Source organism: Pseudoalteromonas rubra (assembly GCF_005887095.1).
GTDB classification, from domain to species: domain Bacteria; phylum Pseudomonadota; class Gammaproteobacteria; order Enterobacterales; family Alteromonadaceae; genus Pseudoalteromonas; species Pseudoalteromonas rubra_E.
This window is the reverse complement of sequence record NZ_PNCI01000024.1, coordinates 1-19627: the sequence shown is the minus strand read 5'-3', so window position 1 is coordinate 19627 and position 19627 is coordinate 1. Positions and strand designations below refer to the sequence as shown.

22 protein-coding genes are annotated in these 19627 nt (G+C 44.6%); 4 read left to right on the top strand and 18 right to left on the bottom strand.

The features are described 5' to 3' along the window. Positions 1-7: 7 nt before the first annotated feature. Positions 8-1777, top strand: a complete 1770-nt coding sequence (locus CWB99_RS11255) for a hypothetical protein (protein ID WP_138552353.1) — start codon at positions 8-10, stop codon at positions 1775-1777. 56 nt (positions 1778-1833) lie between these two features. On the opposite strand, the gene CWB99_RS11250 is transcribed toward CWB99_RS11255, so the two are convergent. From CWB99_RS11250 to CWB99_RS11235, 4 genes are all read right to left on the bottom strand, one after another. Further along, complete coding sequence (locus CWB99_RS11250) at positions 1834-2307, bottom strand: DM13 domain-containing protein (RefSeq protein WP_138552352.1); 474 nt, start codon at positions 2305-2307, stop codon at positions 1834-1836. A 62-nt stretch (positions 2308-2369) separates the two neighbouring features. Further along, positions 2370-2816, bottom strand: coding sequence for a hypothetical protein (locus CWB99_RS11245; protein WP_138552351.1), 447 nt, complete (start codon positions 2814-2816; stop codon positions 2370-2372). A 147-nt stretch (positions 2817-2963) separates the two neighbouring features. Further along, a complete protein-coding gene (locus tag CWB99_RS11240) occupies positions 2964-3404 on the bottom strand; it encodes a hypothetical protein (protein WP_138552350.1) in 441 nt (146 codons plus the stop codon). A gap of 134 nt (positions 3405-3538) precedes the next feature. Further along, positions 3539-4147 (bottom strand): TetR/AcrR family transcriptional regulator, encoded by a 609-nt coding sequence (locus tag CWB99_RS11235; protein ID WP_138552349.1) that lies wholly within the window; start codon positions 4145-4147, stop codon positions 3539-3541. 222 nt (positions 4148-4369) lie between these two features. Between CWB99_RS11235 and CWB99_RS11230 the strand changes: the two genes are divergently transcribed. After that, positions 4370-5314 (top strand): endonuclease/exonuclease/phosphatase family protein, encoded by a 945-nt coding sequence (locus CWB99_RS11230; RefSeq protein ID WP_138552348.1) that lies wholly within the window; start codon positions 4370-4372, stop codon positions 5312-5314. 44 nt (positions 5315-5358) lie between these two features. Here CWB99_RS11230 and CWB99_RS11225 read toward each other — a convergent pair whose 3' ends face one another. Beyond that, positions 5359-6786: an MATE family efflux transporter gene (locus tag CWB99_RS11225; RefSeq protein WP_138552347.1), complete on the bottom strand. Its 1428-nt coding sequence runs from the start codon at positions 6784-6786 to the stop codon at positions 5359-5361. Between the two features lie 197 nt (positions 6787-6983). Beyond that, positions 6984-7994 (bottom strand): acyltransferase family protein, encoded by a 1011-nt coding sequence (locus CWB99_RS11220; RefSeq protein ID WP_138552346.1) that lies wholly within the window; start codon positions 7992-7994, stop codon positions 6984-6986. Positions 7995-8356: 362 nt separating this feature from the next. Between CWB99_RS11220 and CWB99_RS11215 the strand changes: the two genes are divergently transcribed. Together CWB99_RS11215 and CWB99_RS11210 are read left to right on the top strand one after the other, a co-directional pair. Further along, a complete protein-coding gene (locus CWB99_RS11215; RefSeq protein ID WP_138552345.1) occupies positions 8357-9895 on the top strand; it encodes a choice-of-anchor A family protein in 1539 nt (512 codons plus the stop codon). 197 nt (positions 9896-10092) lie between these two features. Next, on the top strand, positions 10093-10749 hold the full coding sequence (locus CWB99_RS11210; protein ID WP_138552444.1) for a VC0807 family protein: 657 nt from the start codon (positions 10093-10095) through the stop codon (positions 10747-10749). A gap of 375 nt (positions 10750-11124) precedes the next feature. On the opposite strand, the gene CWB99_RS11205 is transcribed toward CWB99_RS11210, so the two are convergent. The 12 genes from CWB99_RS11205 to CWB99_RS11155 all read right to left on the bottom strand — a co-directional run bounded on the left by CWB99_RS11205 (position 11125) and on the right by CWB99_RS11155 (position 19329). Continuing rightward, on the bottom strand, positions 11125-11637 hold the full coding sequence (locus tag CWB99_RS11205) for a hypothetical protein (protein ID WP_138552344.1): 513 nt from the start codon (positions 11635-11637) through the stop codon (positions 11125-11127). 45 nt (positions 11638-11682) lie between these two features. Beyond that, on the bottom strand, positions 11683-12186 hold the full coding sequence (locus tag CWB99_RS11200; RefSeq protein WP_138552343.1) for a hypothetical protein: 504 nt from the start codon (positions 12184-12186) through the stop codon (positions 11683-11685). 15 nt (positions 12187-12201) lie between these two features. Then, on the bottom strand, positions 12202-12972 hold the full coding sequence (locus CWB99_RS11195; protein WP_138552342.1) for a type 1 glutamine amidotransferase domain-containing protein: 771 nt from the start codon (positions 12970-12972) through the stop codon (positions 12202-12204). 146 nt (positions 12973-13118) lie between these two features. Beyond that, complete coding sequence (locus CWB99_RS11190; protein WP_138552341.1) at positions 13119-14387, bottom strand: endonuclease; 1269 nt, start codon at positions 14385-14387, stop codon at positions 13119-13121. Between the two features lie 116 nt (positions 14388-14503). Next, positions 14504-14854, bottom strand: coding sequence for a hypothetical protein (locus tag CWB99_RS11185; protein ID WP_138552340.1), 351 nt, complete (start codon positions 14852-14854; stop codon positions 14504-14506). 177 nt (positions 14855-15031) lie between these two features. Beyond that, entirely contained in the window at positions 15032-15208 is a 177-nt protein-coding gene (locus CWB99_RS24040; protein ID WP_171045319.1) for a hypothetical protein, read from the bottom strand. Positions 15209-15584: 376 nt separating this feature from the next. Then, positions 15585-15992, bottom strand: a complete 408-nt coding sequence (locus CWB99_RS11180) for a VOC family protein (protein ID WP_138552339.1) — start codon at positions 15990-15992, stop codon at positions 15585-15587. 71 nt (positions 15993-16063) lie between these two features. Beyond that, entirely contained in the window at positions 16064-16483 is a 420-nt protein-coding gene (locus CWB99_RS11175) for a helix-turn-helix domain-containing protein (protein WP_138552338.1), read from the bottom strand. 91 nt (positions 16484-16574) lie between these two features. Next, the gene (locus tag CWB99_RS11170) at positions 16575-16979 is read right to left on the bottom strand and encodes an MAPEG family protein (RefSeq protein ID WP_138552337.1); all 405 of its coding nucleotides are present in this window, start codon (positions 16977-16979) and stop codon (positions 16575-16577) included. Between the two features lie 865 nt (positions 16980-17844). Beyond that, a complete protein-coding gene (locus CWB99_RS11165; RefSeq protein ID WP_138552336.1) occupies positions 17845-18192 on the bottom strand; it encodes a hypothetical protein in 348 nt (115 codons plus the stop codon). A gap of 123 nt (positions 18193-18315) precedes the next feature. Continuing rightward, positions 18316-18780 carry a hypothetical protein gene (locus CWB99_RS11160; protein WP_138552335.1) on the bottom strand — a complete coding sequence of 155 codons (465 nt, stop codon included), beginning with the start codon at positions 18778-18780 and terminating at the stop codon, positions 18316-18318. A 93-nt stretch (positions 18781-18873) separates the two neighbouring features. Next, complete coding sequence (locus CWB99_RS11155; protein WP_138552334.1) at positions 18874-19329, bottom strand: hypothetical protein; 456 nt, start codon at positions 19327-19329, stop codon at positions 18874-18876. Between the last annotated feature and the right edge of the window lie 298 nt (positions 19330-19627).

Below are 19627 nucleotides of genomic sequence, written 5' to 3'. Positions count from 1 at the left end.
AAACCAAATGGATACTGCTCAAAATAACAGCGCTGTCGATAATTTCTCTTTCTACCAGTACGTGTCAAATTACAATAAACCAACGAATGACAGCTACAGTGATGGTCCAAGTCAGTACGCAGAGTTTTTGTTCGAGTCTTTTCCAGAAGTCGCTAAAACAATTGCACAGGCAGGCGGATTTGTTACTTCAGTACTCAATGTTCAGACCGATATTAATGACCAGCACGTGCTTTTCCTAGGTTTATCGTCTAACTTGGTGGTCAAAATTGTCTACGCCGACAGTGGCTTTGGTAGAGTCGAGCAGGCTGAATTGTTGCAAGACAATCCGACCGCCCCCGGATTTTCTGGTGGCATTTTATCACTGGCCTATGTCAATGGTTTTTTGTTTGTCGGTATGGGCGATCGCAAAATTGTGACCAAAAGCCAGTTCGAGTGGACAGCGTTCTTAAACTCCTTATGGGAGCTCAGCCCAAGCTTCGACTGGACCCATAAAGAAGATCATCTTGGTGGCGCTGTTGCCATCTACAATGATAAGCAAAAAAAATGGCAGCACGGTATAGATGCCTCAGAAGCAAAGGGCGCAGTTAAATCACTTCACGCCTTTACGCTTGGCGGGAAAACCTTTGCAATCTCCTATGCAAGCCTGGGGGAGTTACCGCAAACCGTCTCTAAAGGGTTTGCAATAAAACACAAAAACATTGGCGATGCGCCTGTTTTCTATGCCCTGCCCACGGCCTCTAAAGTGCAAGTATCCCGGCTTCATTATGTAAATGAGGGCGTGCAGCTGGCCATGTATTGCGATGAATTTGAATACTGGTCTCATGTTAATCTATTTCCCACGTTTTGGTCCGAGCTGCCCTTTAGTATCGTCGTTGGTGGCTCGGCAGAGCAAATACTGTACGCGGCGTTCGAAAATGGCACGATAAAAAGTCTGAATTTAAATAACATAGGCGATGTTAACAAAGGCTGGACCGACTGTTGCCAGTTTCAAAAAGGGGCCATTACCAGTATTCACTTCGACCCCTATTCAGGTGATCTGCTCATCGCTGCCAATGATGCCAAGGTCTACACCAGAAACTCGGATAATATTCTCGGAGAATTTGATTCCCCAGTTCAGTTTATCTCTGTCGACAAGATAAATGACGATGTGTTTATGGTGTTTGTCACCGCACACAATGGTATCTATGTGGAAAAGAACTACAACTCTAGTCGCATTACCACCGTAGAGGCACCTCAAACAAAGTGGCATTCACCCGCTATGTATAATGAAAAGGTTACGGCCGTAAAACCCACGGCACTCAGTAATTTGATAGCACAAGAAGATGGCAGAATACTGTGTTTTGTCGGGTTTAGCACCGCAGATCTGAAACAAGTCAGCTTTAACACAGAAGATACCAATGTATGTCACAGCACCTTTATTAAGACCTACCAGCATGGCACGATTGATAGTATAGCGTCGACCGACCATGACTATATGACGGCGCACGATGGCACCCTTATTTTCCACGATTTTGATGGCAACGGCTATAAGCAGGATAATATTGCCGCATATCCTGCTGATATTCAGGCCAGATGGCAAAATGGCAACATTGAGTTGGTCGCACAGGTCGCCCAGGTTGTATTCCACTTGTACAACGGCGACTATGGTAATCGCAACTATGATGGTCAGGGCAGCTTTACCACGCAATTTAGTCCAGAGTTGCCTGATGATGCCTTATTAACAGACGTGAACTGGAGCCTGTTTGCCCACAATACCCCAAGAACGGTAATAGACTAAGCCTGAAACGAGAGGTGCCAAGATGGCACCACTTTCTTTGAATACAATGCGACACATTACTGATACTGAGCAGCCGTTATAAACTCGCCAAAGGCTTCACACCAGACAATCACAGTATTGTAGTCTGCCGGATTGATTTGCTTAGGTACATCGACCACAAAGTTACTAAAGGTTTTGATATCACCGACCTCAACCATGGTACTCTTGAGGCGGTTAAAGTCCGCTTCAGTTTCCACAAACTGAGGAGACAGGTATAAGCGATAGTCCGGCCCGGGCGCAAGCTCTCCAAGCAGGGTAATGTGATCTTTGCTGATAGAAACCATTCCTTCGCCCCAGTGCAATGCATCGCTGCCTTGTAAGGACTTGCGAAACTGTGCTGAATAGTCAGCCCCAAGGGATGCAGCAGTAACCACCCCTTCATTCGGCGCAGGAGGGGCGGTTAGAATAGGTAACATATAAATACCGGCTGCGAAGCCAGCAAACCCAACCAGGCCATGCGTGATCAACAAAACCAGTGTGCGTAAAGTCATTCATTGCTCCTCAAGGTCCTTTGACTGGGCTACGACTTTATGAAGAATGGACCATTTATTCATCACCCAGGAGATGGCTGTGTCTCTTTTGTCGTATAAATATAGCGATTAAATACGTAATGCCATGGCATTGCCAGGATAGGAAGTATCACCAGCACAAAAGCAAACGTGGTTTCTTCAAGGCCAGAGCCGACTAACCTATCTGCCTGCCACAACGGATATGCAACCAGCACCAGCCATATCAATTTGTATATTATCTCCAGCAGCAGGACAGGGATCATTTGTACCGGACGAAAAACTCCCACCACAGCGAGCACAGAAAACGCGGCCCACACACTCCAGGCCATTGCTTCGTTCTCCTCCCAGGCTCCTTCATAAGTAAATATGTGCCCCCATACATCCTGCCCAAGTACAAAGACCATCAGGATATAAATTAGACGCATAAAATAGATATTGAAAGGTCTGATCCCATCATAATGTGGGCTTTTGGCAAATAGCGTTTTCCACATGGTATGCTTCCTTATGTTATGATAATTGACGACACAGAACCGTTAGCTCTGTTACACCATCAAAATGCCGACTAATTTTTGAGCACACCTTTTGTAATTACAAGTCTTAATTGTAAGATTTATTTACCAAAAGCGGTTACACCTTAATTAAAATGCGTAACCCGCATTGAATGTAAGCGCAGCCCCACTCTCGAATCTGTCTCCTGAAGACCAGGAGTTCTCTGTACGCTCATAGTAGCCTACACCTATGCCAAAGTCCCACCCCCGGCTCGCAAAACCATTAGCTCGATAATTAAGCGTCAGCCCCGCGATATCTGTATGTGAGCCAAAAATGCCAAAGAAGCGGCTAACGGCGGCACCCACGGCGACCTTTTTGTCGTCTGAAAACGCAGTGCTAAAGCCTAGCCCAGTGCCCAGTATCCCCGCGGACACATAGTATTTAGTATCACCCTCTATGGCATTTAACTGTGCACCCAGAAAGCCATATTGAGTCCCAATCCCAGTTGCGACTTGAAATTCAAAAGCCTGTGCGTTTAATGCACCGCACAGCAATAAAGGAGCAAAGAAGTGGTGTTTTGTTATTTTCATAGTTGTAGAACACTTAAGGTAAAACCTTATAGTACAACAACTAAAAATTTCATCCCAGAGAAATCCCCCTTTTTGGGAACTCTTTGTTTTGCTTTTTTTGCAATACTATATGGTGTATCACTGTGACCCGAAAATCACGCCTGATAATACGCCAGGAAGAAAGCCACTGTATCCTCTGTCAATTCCTCAATTTGCGCATTCGTTAATACTGGCTGCTGGTGTAAGATCTGTGGCCAGAATGCCTGCCCTTTCAGCAGGCTGATCAACTGAGCATGTGCCTTTTGAGGTTCAACCTGACGCAGTCGACCTGCTGAAACCGCCTGCTTTATCCAGCGGACTAAGGCGGTTTCCTGCTCGAAGAACTCGCTCATTTCAGCGGTAAAGATATCAGGGTTAAACAGACAATACCCAATTGCAACCCGGATCAGCTCCTGCAAATTTTGGTTACTCAGAAAGTCCAGCTCATTTTTTAATAAGGCGGCTAGCTGCACATCCAACGCCATGTCTGCCTGATACTCGATATCACAAGTAAGAATATTCTGACGCCAAATCTCTTTGATAATATGGGTAACTAACTGCTCTTTGCTCTCGAAGTGATTGTAAACGGTGCGCTTTGAGACCTGAGCTGTCTGTGCAATCTTATCCATGCTGGTGTCACTGACACCATATTGCTGAAACGCGCTCAGGGCACCATCTATAATGGCCTGACGCTTTAGCATACTGCGGGTAACTTTAACGGTCATGGTATTGAGTGATTTTCTATGGCTTATACTAAGGGTATTTTTACACTAACTAGTTTACTTTTCAATTTGTCCTTGTCACGCTGAATAGCCTGTCCGGAAACCCCGTAACAGAGCATCTGATTTTTTGATGAATTTAACGCAAATATTCTAACTTATATCATCAAATGGCAATAATCTTGATACACTATAACACTATTGCAATTTTATGAATTTAAAAGCACGATGATCCCTTCAGCTCACACCCCGATTATGGCACTTTGTGCACTGTTATTTGCCACACCCGCTCTGTCTCATTCTCATCAGGGTCATGCAACGCCGAATCAAGCACTGCGTATTGCAACCTGGAACATTGAGCACTTGTCAGACTCTGATAAAACCGGATGTAAACCAAGAAAGGCAAGCGAAGTCAATGCGTTAAAACAGTACGCAAAAACCCTTAACGCAGATGTGATTGCGCTACAGGAAGTCGCTTCTGCGGCAGCCGTACGTCAGGTGTTTTCGGATAAGCACTGGCATATCGTCATGTCGGACAGGGCCGACAGTAAAACCTATACCTGTCGGAAAAGTGGTAACGACTCAACGCAACAAAAAGTGGCTTTCGTAGTGAAAAAGCCCCTGACCATTGATACAGTCGTCCAGCATAGTACTTTCTCAGCTGTTAAACCGGGCCTCAGAAATGGCCTTGAGATCCAGCTTAGTTATCAGGGAGAAACACTTCACTTATTGAACGTGCACCTGAAAAGTGGCTGCTTTGTGGATGACTACAAACGCTCCGACAAGGAAGCTTGTAAGATACTTTCGCAGCAGGCGCCCATTTTAGATAACTGGGTCGAAAATAAAGCCAAAGCGCAAGCTAACTTTATCGTACTGGGTGACTTTAACCACAGGCTGACTGCACCTTACAATCGTTTGAGCAGAGATCTGTATTACCCTCAGGGTGCGGCCAATGCCCATCCAAATAATATGGATAAAGCCCCGGTGTTCAACGCAAATCAAATGCTGACCGGTTGCCACCCCTACTACCCGGCACCGATTGATCATATTCTTGTCGCTAAGTCCATGAAAGAGGATTATCAGACAGGGAGTGCTCAGTTCCACTACTTTGCTGATATGACCCCAGACAATATGCTTGCAGATCACTGTGCATTAAGTATCGACCTGAAGTAACACGGCTCGGTCACTGGGCCTGACTTATCAGGCCCTATACGTTATCAGCCTGTCGCCACTCTCGGCTGCATACTGCGCGTATGTATGGCCCCGTACAACAACCATGCCCCAACCAAAAAGTTTGCCAATGCCAGCGCCCAGACTATGCCCTGAAAGCCGTTGAGCTGAGCGCCAATAAACGCCCCCGGCAGCGATAACACAAACAAACGCACCAAGGTGACATTCAGCGCTAACCCGCTGCGACCTATGGCATTACAGCAACTCACATACAGCATCACACCTGCCAGCGCCGCATAAGATATCGGCAGAATACACATCGCCAGCTCAATTGACTGGCTGACAAAAGACTGTTTACAGAAACCAACACCCAACAGGTCAGCTCCCCAAAATAAAGCGATTGCTATTGCGCCCTGCCAGGCAATACAAACAGCCAGCGCCTGTTTGATCCCTCTGCGTACCCGTAATGATTTGTTTGCCGCCCAATTCTGACCAACAAAGATAGGCAGTGAAGTGGTCAGCACCATAGGCAACAGTAGCGCAAGCGGCTCTATGCGCATCACCACACCAAAGGCTGCAACGGCATCACTGCCCTGAGAGGCCACAATCATCATTAATAACGACTGGGCCAGCGGCGTTAGCAGTTGCATAGCGACAACCGGAATAAAGAGCCTGAACAAGCGGCGAAACGCCTGACGACTGCGCTGGGACAACAGGCGAACTTTCAGGGCTATATTTTCTTTAACGCGAAGCAAGTAAAGAGCGTAAAAACTAGCACTCATTGCCGCCGCAAAATGGGCAACCCCAAGCCGTTCCAGCCCACTAAAGGATAAGGCCGATTGTGCCCAGGGCGTAAATAGCACAGCGCTCATCAGTATCTGTAACCCGGCAAATAACACCAGTAGCTGCGCGGCGCCACGCATATTACCAAAGGCACGAAGTACCCCAAACACAACCATCACGATGAAGAAAAACACCACAGCACCAAGGCGATACTGCATGTAGCGCTCAAGCGTAGGCCAAACTTGCTCTCGTGCGGTAAATTCAGTAAACCCCAGCATCGTCAACAGCGGCTGCAACCCCAGCCATATGACAATCGCCAGAGCAGCACCAACGAGTACCGTGAATATCAGGCTCACAGCGGCCAGCTGCTCCACTTCTTTTGCCTGTGTCAGTCGGGTGGCCACCACAATGCCAAGACCAATGGCAAATGCAAACAAGGTCGCCTGAATAGGCAAGGTAAAACTCATTGCCGTTAGTTCATCAACTCCCAGGCGCGAAGCAAAATAGAGTTCTATCAGGTCGGCGCTGAACAAAGCCAGAATCGCCCACAGCATAGGTAAGGTCAATTGCTTTAATACCGCGCTGGTAGAGCCGGTTAAGATCCAGCGCTTGCGCACAGCCCGTTTTCTTTGCTTATCACACACCTGAAGCGGTTCGCCCAGGCTCAATGCAGGTGACTTATCTGATCCCATAATGTAGTAACTTGCTCCCTGAATAACCAGTGTCTTGGGTGTACAAGCCGCCAAAAACCAGCAATAAGCGGCCACCGTTAAACCTGACCCGAATTTGGGGCAAGAGTTCACAAAAAGTGGCAAGGAATTCGATTAATCACCTGTAAAGTGAGATAAACGTTCATCCTTCATCGAGCAGAAACACCTACCGTCGGGCTCTAATGTGCATTGGCCCTTTTACGAATAGCCCTGGCAAGCGGCCTTTCAAGGCAAATAAATGAGAGGTAAGCACACGCAGCACTCAAAATTAAAGACAGTACAAGCTTAACTTCTACAGCCAGTTCAAAACGGTTAACTTGCATGATCACAGGCATATGCAGCAGATACAGGGAATAAGAGATTTTGCCAAAAAAGTCCCCAACCTTGTTAGCCAGCAGGACATTGTTATCGGGTACCAGAAAAACCACACAGAAAAACACACAGCTCATGACCAGCAGTACCTCATAACTGAGCCACATGCGGTTTTTAGCGTCCGATGTAATGGGCGACAACTCTGGGTACATCAGGGGAATTAAACACAGTACAAACGCAAACCGATGTTTCTTCAGATACGCAGGAATAGCCAGGGTTTTATAATGTAATCCAAATACCACACCAATAAAGAAATAAGGCAAACTGCGCAGCACAGTGAACTGGTTATATGGCACACCGTAAATGTCACCATAGATACGAGGAAAGTTTGTAAAAAATAACAGCAACAGACACCCGACAATCAGAATGTAAATATAACCACGTCGGTTCGCGGCGAGCGCCCACAGTAGTACAAACACAAAATAAAACTGAACTTCGGGTGGAATAGACCAGAGCACGCTGTCGCCATAAAGGAACAAAAGGTGCCCCAGCAAAGCCTGATGATCGGGAATATGATAGAGCAGATCGCTGCCAAACTTTGTCAGTGCAAACGACGCCAAGACCACCAGCACATAAAGCGGCACAACACGGGCAAAGCGCGCCACCAGGTAGCGCTTTACACTGTTTGTACCAAAGTCCTTATCCAGATAAAGGTAAGACATCAAAAAGCCGCTAAGCATAAAGAACAGCATGACACCGTATGCGCCAGCCCCGCCTCCGAAGGCACCACCAAGCCACTGTGTAATATCACTGAAGTGGGTTACAAAAACGATTAACGCTGCCATTCCTCTCAGGGAATTGAGCTTTCTGATCTCCATGATGAGGTCCTGTTATTATTATTGTCCTTGAAGGCACAGGTAGCGCCTGAGTGACGCATTGTATTGGATCTACAGGATTAAACAACTCAGACGCTTTATACATAAAAGTACATCAGTCTGATGCTCAAACTAGCCTGGAAATTTTATCAGTACCAAAGTTGTCAAGCTCTCGATTGCAGCTCTTTGACTGCGCTCATTTTTTATTCAAACCCGGTTCGCATTGAACCAGAAAATTACACAATTAAGGTACAAACTCAAAGAAAAGTAGAGACAAATTAGTATAAAAGAACTAGAATAGGCGAATTTTTGACAAGGGCAACTGCGCTCAAGCTTCAGTGCAGGCCTAACTCGTGGAGAACTTAATGAAGAAAAAGCTGTTCGCAGGCGCACTGGCTGCCTGTGCATTTTCGGTAAGCGCATCATCTGAGCATGACCTCAATAAAGGCTATGCTGCGCTGGTATTTGATGATTTTTATTCAACATCGGGAAATGCACTGGGTGCCGTGTTTGCAGGCGATGACGTCAGCCTCAATGGCTATTCTATCGGTTATGGTCATAGCAGTGCCCTTAACGCCCATTACCTGGTTGCAGGTGGCGACATCCAGTACATTAATGGCAGACAATATGTCGGTCATATCATTGCAGGTGGCCAGACAGATAAAATCAGCGAAGCAGTGCGTTTAGGTTTGGAAGCCGGCGCTCAGGTGACTGCCAATGCCGCGACGCTGCCTGTTGACTTTGCTGATGCTCAGTCAGATATGTTGGCACTCTCAGCCAGCCTGGCAGCCCTGCCGCAAACTGGTGACATCCTGAAGCAATGGGGAGGTCTATACCTGACAGGTGATAGTAGCAGCGAATTACAGGTGTTTAATTTATCTGGTCAGGACGTCCAGGCTAGCCATACCTTTGATGTATCGGGTATTCCAGACAATGCCACAATCGTTTTCAATATCTCAGGTGATGGACACAACTTCGCACCGCTGAATAACAAGAGCTACGCGACGCTGATCCAGCATAGACACCGCACTATTTTTAACTTTGCGGATGCAACCACACTTGACCTGGCGGGTTTGCAAACGGAAGGCGTGATTTTAGCACCTCAAGCGGATATCACTGCACCTCATGGTACGGCGACTATGCCGATTGTTGCCAACAGCTTCAGTGGCTCTATGGAGTTGCGCGGCGGAGCCTTCCTTGGTCAGCTACCAAGTGACAACGCTGTCTGTAAAGGCGGGTTATATGCCATTAACTATTACGGTGATACCGAACAGGGTTATGTCCATCAGATAGATCTGAGTTCAGGTCAGTCTGACAAAGTGATCAACCTAAACAATACGGCGTCGAATATCGCTTCACACAACGGCAAACTGTATTTTATTGATCAGCAGAGCAGTAAAACGCGCGCTTCTCATATTTACAGCTATGATCTCAGCACGCAGACACAAGCACTGGAATCTGTCACCGACGGCTATAAAGTGATCCGACTTGCTTACGACATATCCGCTGACGTGCTAAAAGCCACCAGCCGCACTTACGCCTACAATTACGACGTAGCAACAGGTGAAAAGCACGTGCTGGGCAAAATGAAAGCCTCAGATGAAGACTTTAAAAATGGTGATATTGCCTACTCAGCAGACGGCAATACGCTGTATGTCCTGACCGGTACTGCGCTGTACAGTGCAGATGCAAACCTTGAGCTGACATTGATAGGCAAGCATGGCGTAAACTGGGCTTCCGGACTGGCTATTTCACCTGAAGGGACACTGTATGTTTCTGGCCGGGAGCGCAATGCCGATGCAGCAATCTACGAGATTGATCCTCAAACAGCTGCCGCAACCAAACTATTCCATGTTCCGCATCGAGTGAATGATCTAACCTGGGTTAAAAATTTCTGTAACTAACTCTGTAACTAGCCCCTCATTCATCCATTATAAAGAAGCTGCTGTATGCGGCTTCTTTGTTTTTGCCAGCCATTCACCCTCCGCCTAAAGTTGCCCTTTTGCCCCGCTTTGCCGTACACTCAGGCCATTCGTTGTTTAGATCTACAGGGGACAAAGTGTCGTCGTCCAATAAGAAACAAAGTGGCTTTTTAAGCCAGATGATATTTAACATTATTATTCCAGTGGTTATCCTGACTAAATTTTCAGGCGAGCAACATCTGGGTCCGGCGCTTGGCGTGATCATCGCTCTGCTTTTTCCTCTCGGGTTTGGCCTTTGGGAGCGCAAGAATACCGGTAAGTTTAGTTTTATTTCCGGACTGGGGATCGTCTCTGTACTGCTCACCGGCGGGATCAGCCTGCTGGAGCTGGATGCTAAGTACATCGCCATTAAAGAAGCGCTGATCCCAGGCCTTATCGGTATCGGCATTATTGTCAGCCAGTATACTAAGTATCCTTTGCTGAAAACTCTGATGTTTAACGACACGGTTATGGACATTGAAGGAATAGAAAAGGCATTGGCAGAAAAGGGCAACAGCGACAAGTTGAGCAAGGTCCAAATGGGCGCGTCAAAAATTCTCGCCAGCGCGTTTTTCCTGTCTTCTGCGCTGAACTATATCCTGGCCAAAATGATAGTGGTCAGCCCGGCGGGCACAGAAGCATACAATAATGAGCTGGGCCGAATGACCGCTCTAAGCTATCCGGTGATCATGGTGCCGACAATGATCGTCTTTTTTATCGCGCTCTATTACCTGCTCAATTCATTGAAAAAATTGACCGGGCTTAAGCTCGAAGATATGTTTCACGATCAGGAGTGATTTTCATACCACCCAGATAATACATTACAACTCTAAAGGGGGAATGCTCCCCCTGACTGAAATCATCTTCAACAAACGAGCTCAATAGATACGTATGAATGTCTTAGCCCTATCGGCTATCGCGACAAGATCAGCTGTTTATCTCGTAGCAATATGCGTATGCATTTGTCCTTTTAACACGCTTTCTCTCTCAAAGAAGGCTCGTCTGTATAACCGAACAATGTCTCCCCCTCTTCTTTAATCACTTGGCCAATGCCAATAAAATCAGCAATTTGAACCATGTGCTGGGCGAGCGATTCTTCAAGCTTTTGGACTCTATATATTCAGCCCGCGACTCCTGAGCTGTAAGCTCATCTAGTTTTAGGTACAGTGACTTTATGGAGAGCTAGTGCCTTTACTTTCCAGCTCATTTATTCTGACGCAATGCGTTGTGGTGCCGTCAGTTGGGTCCTGGGTTTCCCATACCAAGTGGTTAATAAACGTTGTAAGATACTCAGTATTGTCTTGAGCTATTTCTTGTTTCATTTCCTTTAATAAATCCTCCTCACTATTTTGCAACACGCCAACAGGATCAGTGAGTACTTCCAATGAAAGATGTTTGGACTTATACCTCATTTTTGAAGCTGAGTATGTAAACGTGCCCTGATCGGTAACACTAATACTGCCCAAAGGTATATCCTCCTGATAAATATACTTAGCCACATAATCGGTGGTATAAGTCAAATCTGCAGAACGATAGCTATAACGCGAATCTATTTTAGTCGCCATGCCTTCTTCCACAAACTCCTGATAACACTGCCACTGACCATCAATTAACCTCAAATGCTCGGTGTCATTTGCAAACAAGCTAAGTGGTATCAAGAATAATATAAAGGTCAATTTGTTCATATGCGTCCTCTTTGTTGAATTCTGTTGGTGTGACTCTGTTGAATGTCAGCCAGCCCTGGAGCCAATAAGTGCCTGCTGCCATTCTTCCCATGAGAGTGTTCTGCCCGGGAACGCGGCTTTATCAAACGGCCAGCACGTCTTTAACCAGTTTTGAACTGTGTTGAAAAGCAACTCATCCTGCGTTTGGCTATCAGTGCGGATCCACAAATACACCTCACAGTCGTAATGTGGCGATCGACTTGGGTCTATGTATACAGAGCCCAGACACTTGCTCAGCATGGGATCAAACACGGAGTACGCAAACGCCTGGCGCAATTCAAACTCACGCTCGTGCACTTTCAGACTTTGCAGACTCTCATTAAAGGTCATGTCTGGCTTTGGCCAGTCAAAGTCTGGGCCAAATATACCCTTTAACCTGCTCAGACTCGACATAACCGCTTCGTAATCAGGTGCTGCGACGCTGCTATCTAAAACACGAAAATAGAAATGCCGCGTCTCAAAGCGAACTGGCGGGTCGAATGAATCAGGTATAAAAGGGCACTTAGCCATTGTGTCTTTCCATAGTTACAGCGCCTTTTGCGCCGAATTAGTTAGTGACGATATGATCATTTCTTTGGCAACCAACGCCGCAGAGGGGAGAAACATCGTTGATACTATCCGCTTATCGACAATCACAGCATGCTTATCCTTGAGCGTCTGTTTATTTTGCGCGATTGCACCGTTTTTGTTCAGCCGACTTTCGATAAGAAAGGGCAACAGTGTGCCCTGCTTAGCCCAGGATTTTGACTGTTCAGTCGAATTAGGGAAGCCGGCTACTTTTTTGCCTTTAACCAGGAACTCACCGTTCGATAGCGTGACGTTCGCAATGCCGGCCGCACCATGACCACCCACTCCGACAATGCCGCCCGATTCGTAAACTCGTCTGATAATAGACTGTATGCCTGTATTATCTGCTACGTCGAACATTACCCCATAACCGCCACCGATAAAGACACCCCAGTAGTCACTGGGATTGACCTGGGCAGGTGTCAATGAGCGGTTTGCTCGCTCCAGAAAACCTTCATATTTAATGGTATAACTGCTGATCCCCAGCGGATCCATCATAAATTCTACTTTGCCCCCTTTGGGTGAGACAAAATCAACATCAAAACCATGGCTCACAAAAATATGATATGGCGGTGCAAATTCCCATAAATTGTTTCTGGCGTCATGCTTTTCTGGGTCTCCCATGTCAACTTCACTCGACACCACAACCAGTACTTTCTTATTTGGTTGTGCAACAGTATGGGATGAAAACAGGAACAAAGTCACCAATATAAAGGTTATAATTTTCATTTCTTTCCTTAATTTAAATAGATACTTTTTGATAAGACGCAGGGCATATTGAAAAGGTTTAAACAGATAAATCGTTGACGTTAAAAGCTGAATTCCATACTCAGTTCAAAGAAACTCCAATGCCCCCTTAAAGGGCGCGCATGGCATTACTTTCTTGCCCATATTTTTTCGGCAAAATCTGGGCGGTCAATAAACGGGTTTCGATTACCCTGTATGTTATAGATTCTGTCATTTCTTTCTTTTTCATTGATGCTAACACCATCAGCCAAATGCCAGCCAAGAAGAATAGACAGTGGGCCAAATTTTGTGTCTCCTGCTTCAAAGGTTTCGCTATCTGTGAGTTCCAGATCGGGCTCACCACCTATGCCTTCATAGCGTACCGCCATATACATAAGTATTCTGGCCACATCACCTCTTATGTCACCTTGCGTACTTGGCTCCAGTTGATAGAAACCGGCTCTAACGACATCACTAAAAGGCATATTTGTTCTTCTTGCATTCTGGCGCGGATCAGCTGGCACTATGTTAAACAGATCCGCTTTTGCAGCATTAGAAGAAATGGCGCCAAATGATTTTGGCCATATATACTCCTTATTCCAGCGTGTTTCGGATCCTGAGCCCGGGCCAAACTCCTTGTTGACCATCTTAGCGTCATAAAAGACTCTCAACTGGTCTGTATCATACAGATCCTCATAAACATGACGGATAACATCGTTTAAATTTTTCTGTCCAAATATTCGATGATCCTGTCTAGTAAGTCGGGATAAACCGGCCTTGAGCTGATACCCGTCGAGGCCGTATACTTGCCCATAGTACTTGTCGATATCAATTTCTTTCTCAATAGCAGGTGCAGGGGTTACCTGAATAACAGAAGGTGTGGGTTTGTAGATACTGTAGACAATGCCAGAAACCAAGAGCAAGGTAACAACGACAAAGGGCCAAATACGCTTTGGAGGTGTAATATCTGTCAGCGTATTCACCAGTTTACTTGCATCACGGTGAAAATCGGGGTCAGGGCGAACAACGATGCCACTTATAAGTGTGATTTCGCGAATGGACTCTGGCAGAATATTCGGATCAGGCATATCACCACCTCGCACAAAAACGGGCAGTATAGGCTTTCGACACCTTAATGCAGCTTCGACCTCAATGCGTATAAAGTCATCTTCACTTTTAATTCTTGGTTCATCGCCACCATCTTCAAAACCGCACCAATCCGGACCAATAATAAGAACTACGGCTTTGGACTCAGATATTGAATCTGCGATAACTTTCCTAAAGTCTTGGGCATGGGGTATAGAGTCAACATCCTTAAAGACATGCCTTTTTCCAAATTTCTTTATCACTACATCATATAAACGGTCAGTGATATCTTGTGAGTCTTTACGTCTGTACGATAAAAAAATGCGGCTCATTAGTTTTCCTTTTTATTTGATACCCGATCTGAAAGACAAGTTTTACTGGTGACGTTATGCCGTGTAACACAAATATAACCACAGTAAAACTTCTCCGACGGGACCAAGTGCTGGGGTTACCAAATTTTCCACCATGGCTTTTTCTTTAGTTTTACCACCTTTTCCGTGGTTTGTGTTGTAGTAGCTTCGGATTCACGGGGCGCTTCAACCGCTACCGGCTGAACCCAGGAGGAAGTATCCACCCCATCTATTCCCATATCCAATGCTGCAGAGTTATTGCATTTGCTCCTGTCGCTAAGGCTTGGGTTAGCATAGAACTCAACCACACCATAAGGTAAATGGCCTTGCTGGTAGAAAGATAACGATTCAATGCTCGGAAAAGACTGAGCTGTACCAGAAAAGCTCTTATTAAATTCATTAGCTTCTTCATCTGGGTCGTTTAGAAATAAGACTTCAAGAGGGTGCAAAGATATAAATGGTAGTTTGGCACTTTTAGATCAGAAACTGCTTTTTCCCAGTATTCTTCCCCCAAAGCTTCACCACCGCAAAAATCAACAAATAGATTTTTCCTTGCAATTAAATTAGACAGCACCTTTTCTTTTGATGCACAAGACGCTTGAAATCTGAAAACCACTTCCTTACCGTCAAATATAATTATACTCAGCCGGTTTTAGGTCATCTTGATCAAAACCAAAGAACCATGGCACCGGTATTCTATTGCTCCCAGTTGCAAGTATTTCGAACTTCTCCCCTTTCTCTTCAAGCATTGCAATACTATTGCTCAACACATCTGAATTAACAAGGTAAGCGTTATTAGCCATATTTCTTCCTTTTGAAATTAACCAAAAAAACGCTTGCGATCCTAACATGATATGATGGCACTGGAAGAGCTTGGGCGAAACTATCTGTAGGTAATGCTCTGTGATATCAGCGACGCATTAAAGCCGTTAGCCTATACATGTACATAAGATCCAAGAATTGCTGAAACAGCTAATACTATTTTTTCATTCAAAGAAGCTGTGGCAATTTATGGGAGAGTGACCGGGCTACTCATCACACCATCATAAAAATTAATTGCGTTTGACAAGTTGTGAGTCGAGGAGTGAATGAAAGACTTTAAATGTGGGATGTTGCATTAGCGTCTGTAAGGCAAGGTCACCAGTGACCCTGCCGGATTAACGGATTACATGCTATTTGCTATCGCTGCACCAAACTAAACCAGTTCCCGGAGTTGTCCAGCGCCATCGCCTCGATACCGTACAGCTGCGCTGTTGGTGGCTGGATAAACTCCACGCCTTTGGCCACCAGTTCTTCGTAGGTTGTTTGGCAGTTTTCGGTTTCGAACACACCCGCCCCAAATGCGCCCTCTGCAATTAAACTGCGTATTTTTTCGGCAGCGTCTTTGCTGAACATTGGGCCTTCTTTGGGCTCAGCCAATACCAGCTGAAGCTGTGGCTTGGATTTCGGGTAAACAGTGAGCCATCGAAAGTCCCCTTCCACTTTCATATCGTCACCTACCTCAAATCCGAGCTTATTTTTATAAAAATCAAGCGCTTCGTCCTGATTTAGTACATATACTGTGGCATGCGCTATAGATGTGATCATTTTCCTATTTCCTGTAGTTGATTTATCTTTATTGTATAGAAACAATCAAAAAGATATTTCTCCAATATTGCTCACTTTGTCAGCTTACCCAAAAAATGATAGGCATAACATGCCGGTATAACTTGCGCGGGGAAGCGATAAGCCTCTGAAGACAAAGCCCAAAGCTTACGGCGATAGGAAGTCGGTGCCATACCCACTTGCTTTGCAAACAACGAAGAGAAGCTACCAAGACTTGCGTATCCTACCTGTTCGCAAACCTCGGAAACACTGAAGTTTTCGGTAATGAGCATTTTCTTAGCTTGTTCGATTCTCAACCGGACCAGAAACTCATTGGGGGTTTCTCCATACATATCCTTGAACACACGCAAAAAGTGATAAGGAGACATATATGAGCTCCTGGCGATATCAGATAGACAGAGCGGCCCCTGAAAACGATCTGCAATATAGTCCCTGCCAGCATTCAATTTTTTAATTTTGTTGTGTGTTGCCATAAAATATACCTGTCAGTCCATGTAGACATGAAGCCAGACTGCCCTATCGGGTCATCTCTGATTTTCGTGTAAAAACATCTATAAACCTAATTTATATAATGCCCCTGTCAATGCAAAGCACGCCCCACATCGCCAATACCGCAACAAAGTTAATAGTAAACACAATGCCGCGCATCCTGACATTGGATGTAAAGACTTGAACGCAGCTATGGACACAGCGACCAAGAATGAAGCCCCATGCCAGGTATACCTGAATTGGATTAATGGCTTCACCTGTAAAAATCAAAACTAAACAAACAACATAGAAAAATATTGGCCATTCAAACTGGTTGCTGAGATTGGCACTGATCCTGGGCTGAATATCTTCGAAAGGGTTTGAGCCATCTTGCCTGGAACCCAGACCCCAAACAGCAGGCGCTCTGGCAACCGTTAAGAGTACATAAAGTACTGCACACAACAAAATGTGCATTAGCATTGGTGTTAAAAGCACATCCATTTTTAGTTCCCTCGGTCAGCTCACATTCAATATGAGCATTCTTTGTATATCTACAAGCAAATTTGAAAAGCATCGGGAAAACGTCACCTATGGAAATTTGGTAATTTCCGCCATAGCCTCTTATCATTTTTACGGGCTTAGCTTAATTCATCACCTCACTCAGTGTAAAACTTTCGCAAAGATTACCGCTTAGCTTGATAGTCAAATATAGCCCCGGCCTTTTCCACTTAAGAGAAGGTATAAATACCCTTATCTCACTTTTATCAATGCCAGAGTACTTAGCCCTGATAACACCTTTATTGTTTGCGTTCAAAAACTCATTCAGTAGTGTTTCATCGCCAGATGTGTATCTGCATTCACTTTTGCCGGGAGAGTAGTTTCGAACATTCTCCATAATGTACTGAAGATAAAAGAAATCGACGTCTAACGCTGACTCTCTGGAGTGGGTATTTAGAGAAACAAAAAGTAATACTGAAATAATTAACTTAGTCACCAGCCCACCCAAATAACCCCCTCACCAGAGCAATTCCCAGAGTTTATAATTAAAGTCAATATGATAGCCACACATGGTGTTGCCTGCTCCAATTTATTTTGCCAACAGATAACAACTCCGAATGTGATACACCCAGCCTACACGATGTGCTCAGCAAATACTGCTCTTCAATTCATCAATACTGACAACCAAAACTTTGCTCGATGGCTGCCAAACATGAAAAATTTTACTACCCGGGACAACCTCAAATTGTCTCAACAGGTTGTGTATAAAGAGTAGCCGTTACCTTAAACCCAACTCTAAGAAGCGGTGCAATGTACAAAGTGGCAGGCATGGAGGTTTAGCTATTGGCGTCATGCCTTCTTGATATAGTTACTCACCACTTGACTCTATTTTGTAGTACCCTTCATTGGTAACAATGCCTGAGAATTCAATAAATTGAAACAAAACAAAAAGAATAAAAAAGACAGCAAAGGCAATGTTTGTTTTTTTAAGGGCACTGTAATAGTGACTTCTAAAATTTTGCGCCGATTTGAAATATAGACAGGCAGACAATAAGAAAGGCGCTAACACTATAAATATCAAGCCAGACACAAAGAAGCTAGTTAAATGATCTTCGTAATAATATGGTATAATTTTATCCCACAGCATTGAAAAAGAAATAAAATATATTGTTACTGACAACAACGTTGTGCCAATTGACATTAAAATCATTTTCATCTGCTAAATCCAGGGCTGATATAAATATTTGCTAGCCCGTGTCGATTACGGGCTTAGATTTTTTAATAAAGGGTTGTGATACTGAAAAGCTAGCATGGCCAGTATGTGTCGGTGCCCAGTAACTTACTCATTTTTAGTATTATTGACATCTACATCCTTCCATATAGTTGGCGATAGGTAGGCATAGATAACACCAATCACATACAACGGTACTACTGGTCCAACAAAAAAGACGACATAAATAAGACCACTATAGAAATCTACCTTTTCTATGTAATCAATAGCCAAACGCAGCTCATCTAAGACAGCAATGACTATCCATATTTTCCAAAATATATTGGGCAATACTCGTATTTTAAAAACATAAAATACGGCGGAGAAGTAAACTGGAATATTTATGCTAAGTACTATCAGTTCATAAGTGGTTGAATTGAACACAGACCAGTAATACAAGTCTATGTAATCTACTATTTTCCACCAAAGATAAAAGTTGACAGGTATTAACAACCACAAACTACGGTCATACGATTCCGTTCGGCCATTCCCAGTCTCTGAATTACTTACCTGAGGTTGGTATTTTCTATCCATAAACTCCACTCTTTTCCGTTAATAAGCAGGTTACATTCAGCGAAGAAAGATCACTGCCAGCTTTTTTAATTATCAACTAGCCTTTTATAAACGCTACTGCATCAGATGATCCGATAAAAACCTAATATGGTTAATCTTCACACCAAGCTCATCTGTATGGACCAATATGATTTTCGCATGTGCTAATCCTGTCGTAAAGCTCAATGGAACCATATAAACTACCGTAGACTTAGTATTACCACTGAATGAGGTAACAGAGCTCATATTCTCTAGGCTTAGCTCACCTATACTTTCTAAGCTACCTAGTGAAGACATTTTGCTTAAGTAAAGTTCCCACTGCTCAGGTGTTATTGAGTTATAAGCTTCGTCCGTCATTAAGCGTTTAAAAATAGCTTTATCCCACTTGGCTATTTCCGACATATTTTGTTCTATAAACGGTATAAAAGTATCACTAGGCTCAGCTTTATTGATAGTCGTAATCACGGCAACAGCTATAAAGAACAAGAATATACTTAACAAACCAAAGCCAATGTATTTTAAAATTTTCACTCATACCTCACAGTAACGTAACGCTTAAAGCTGAGAAGTGCTAGACGTTTGCCAATCACTATCACAGAATCACACAGCATTGTTTGACCATGACAAACCAGCCACATAACAACACCGAGCGCGATGTGCCTATGTTACACCAACCACCCAGAAAAAACTTCCCTCAACTCATTGCAAGCGCCTTAGTGCATCAATGCGGGTAACCGAAAAACTTTGCTCGATAGCAACTAAATAAGAGCAGATTAAACATTTATGGTGATCGGTTGACGACTTTAGTCGGCGTTGTTTCCTAAATCAT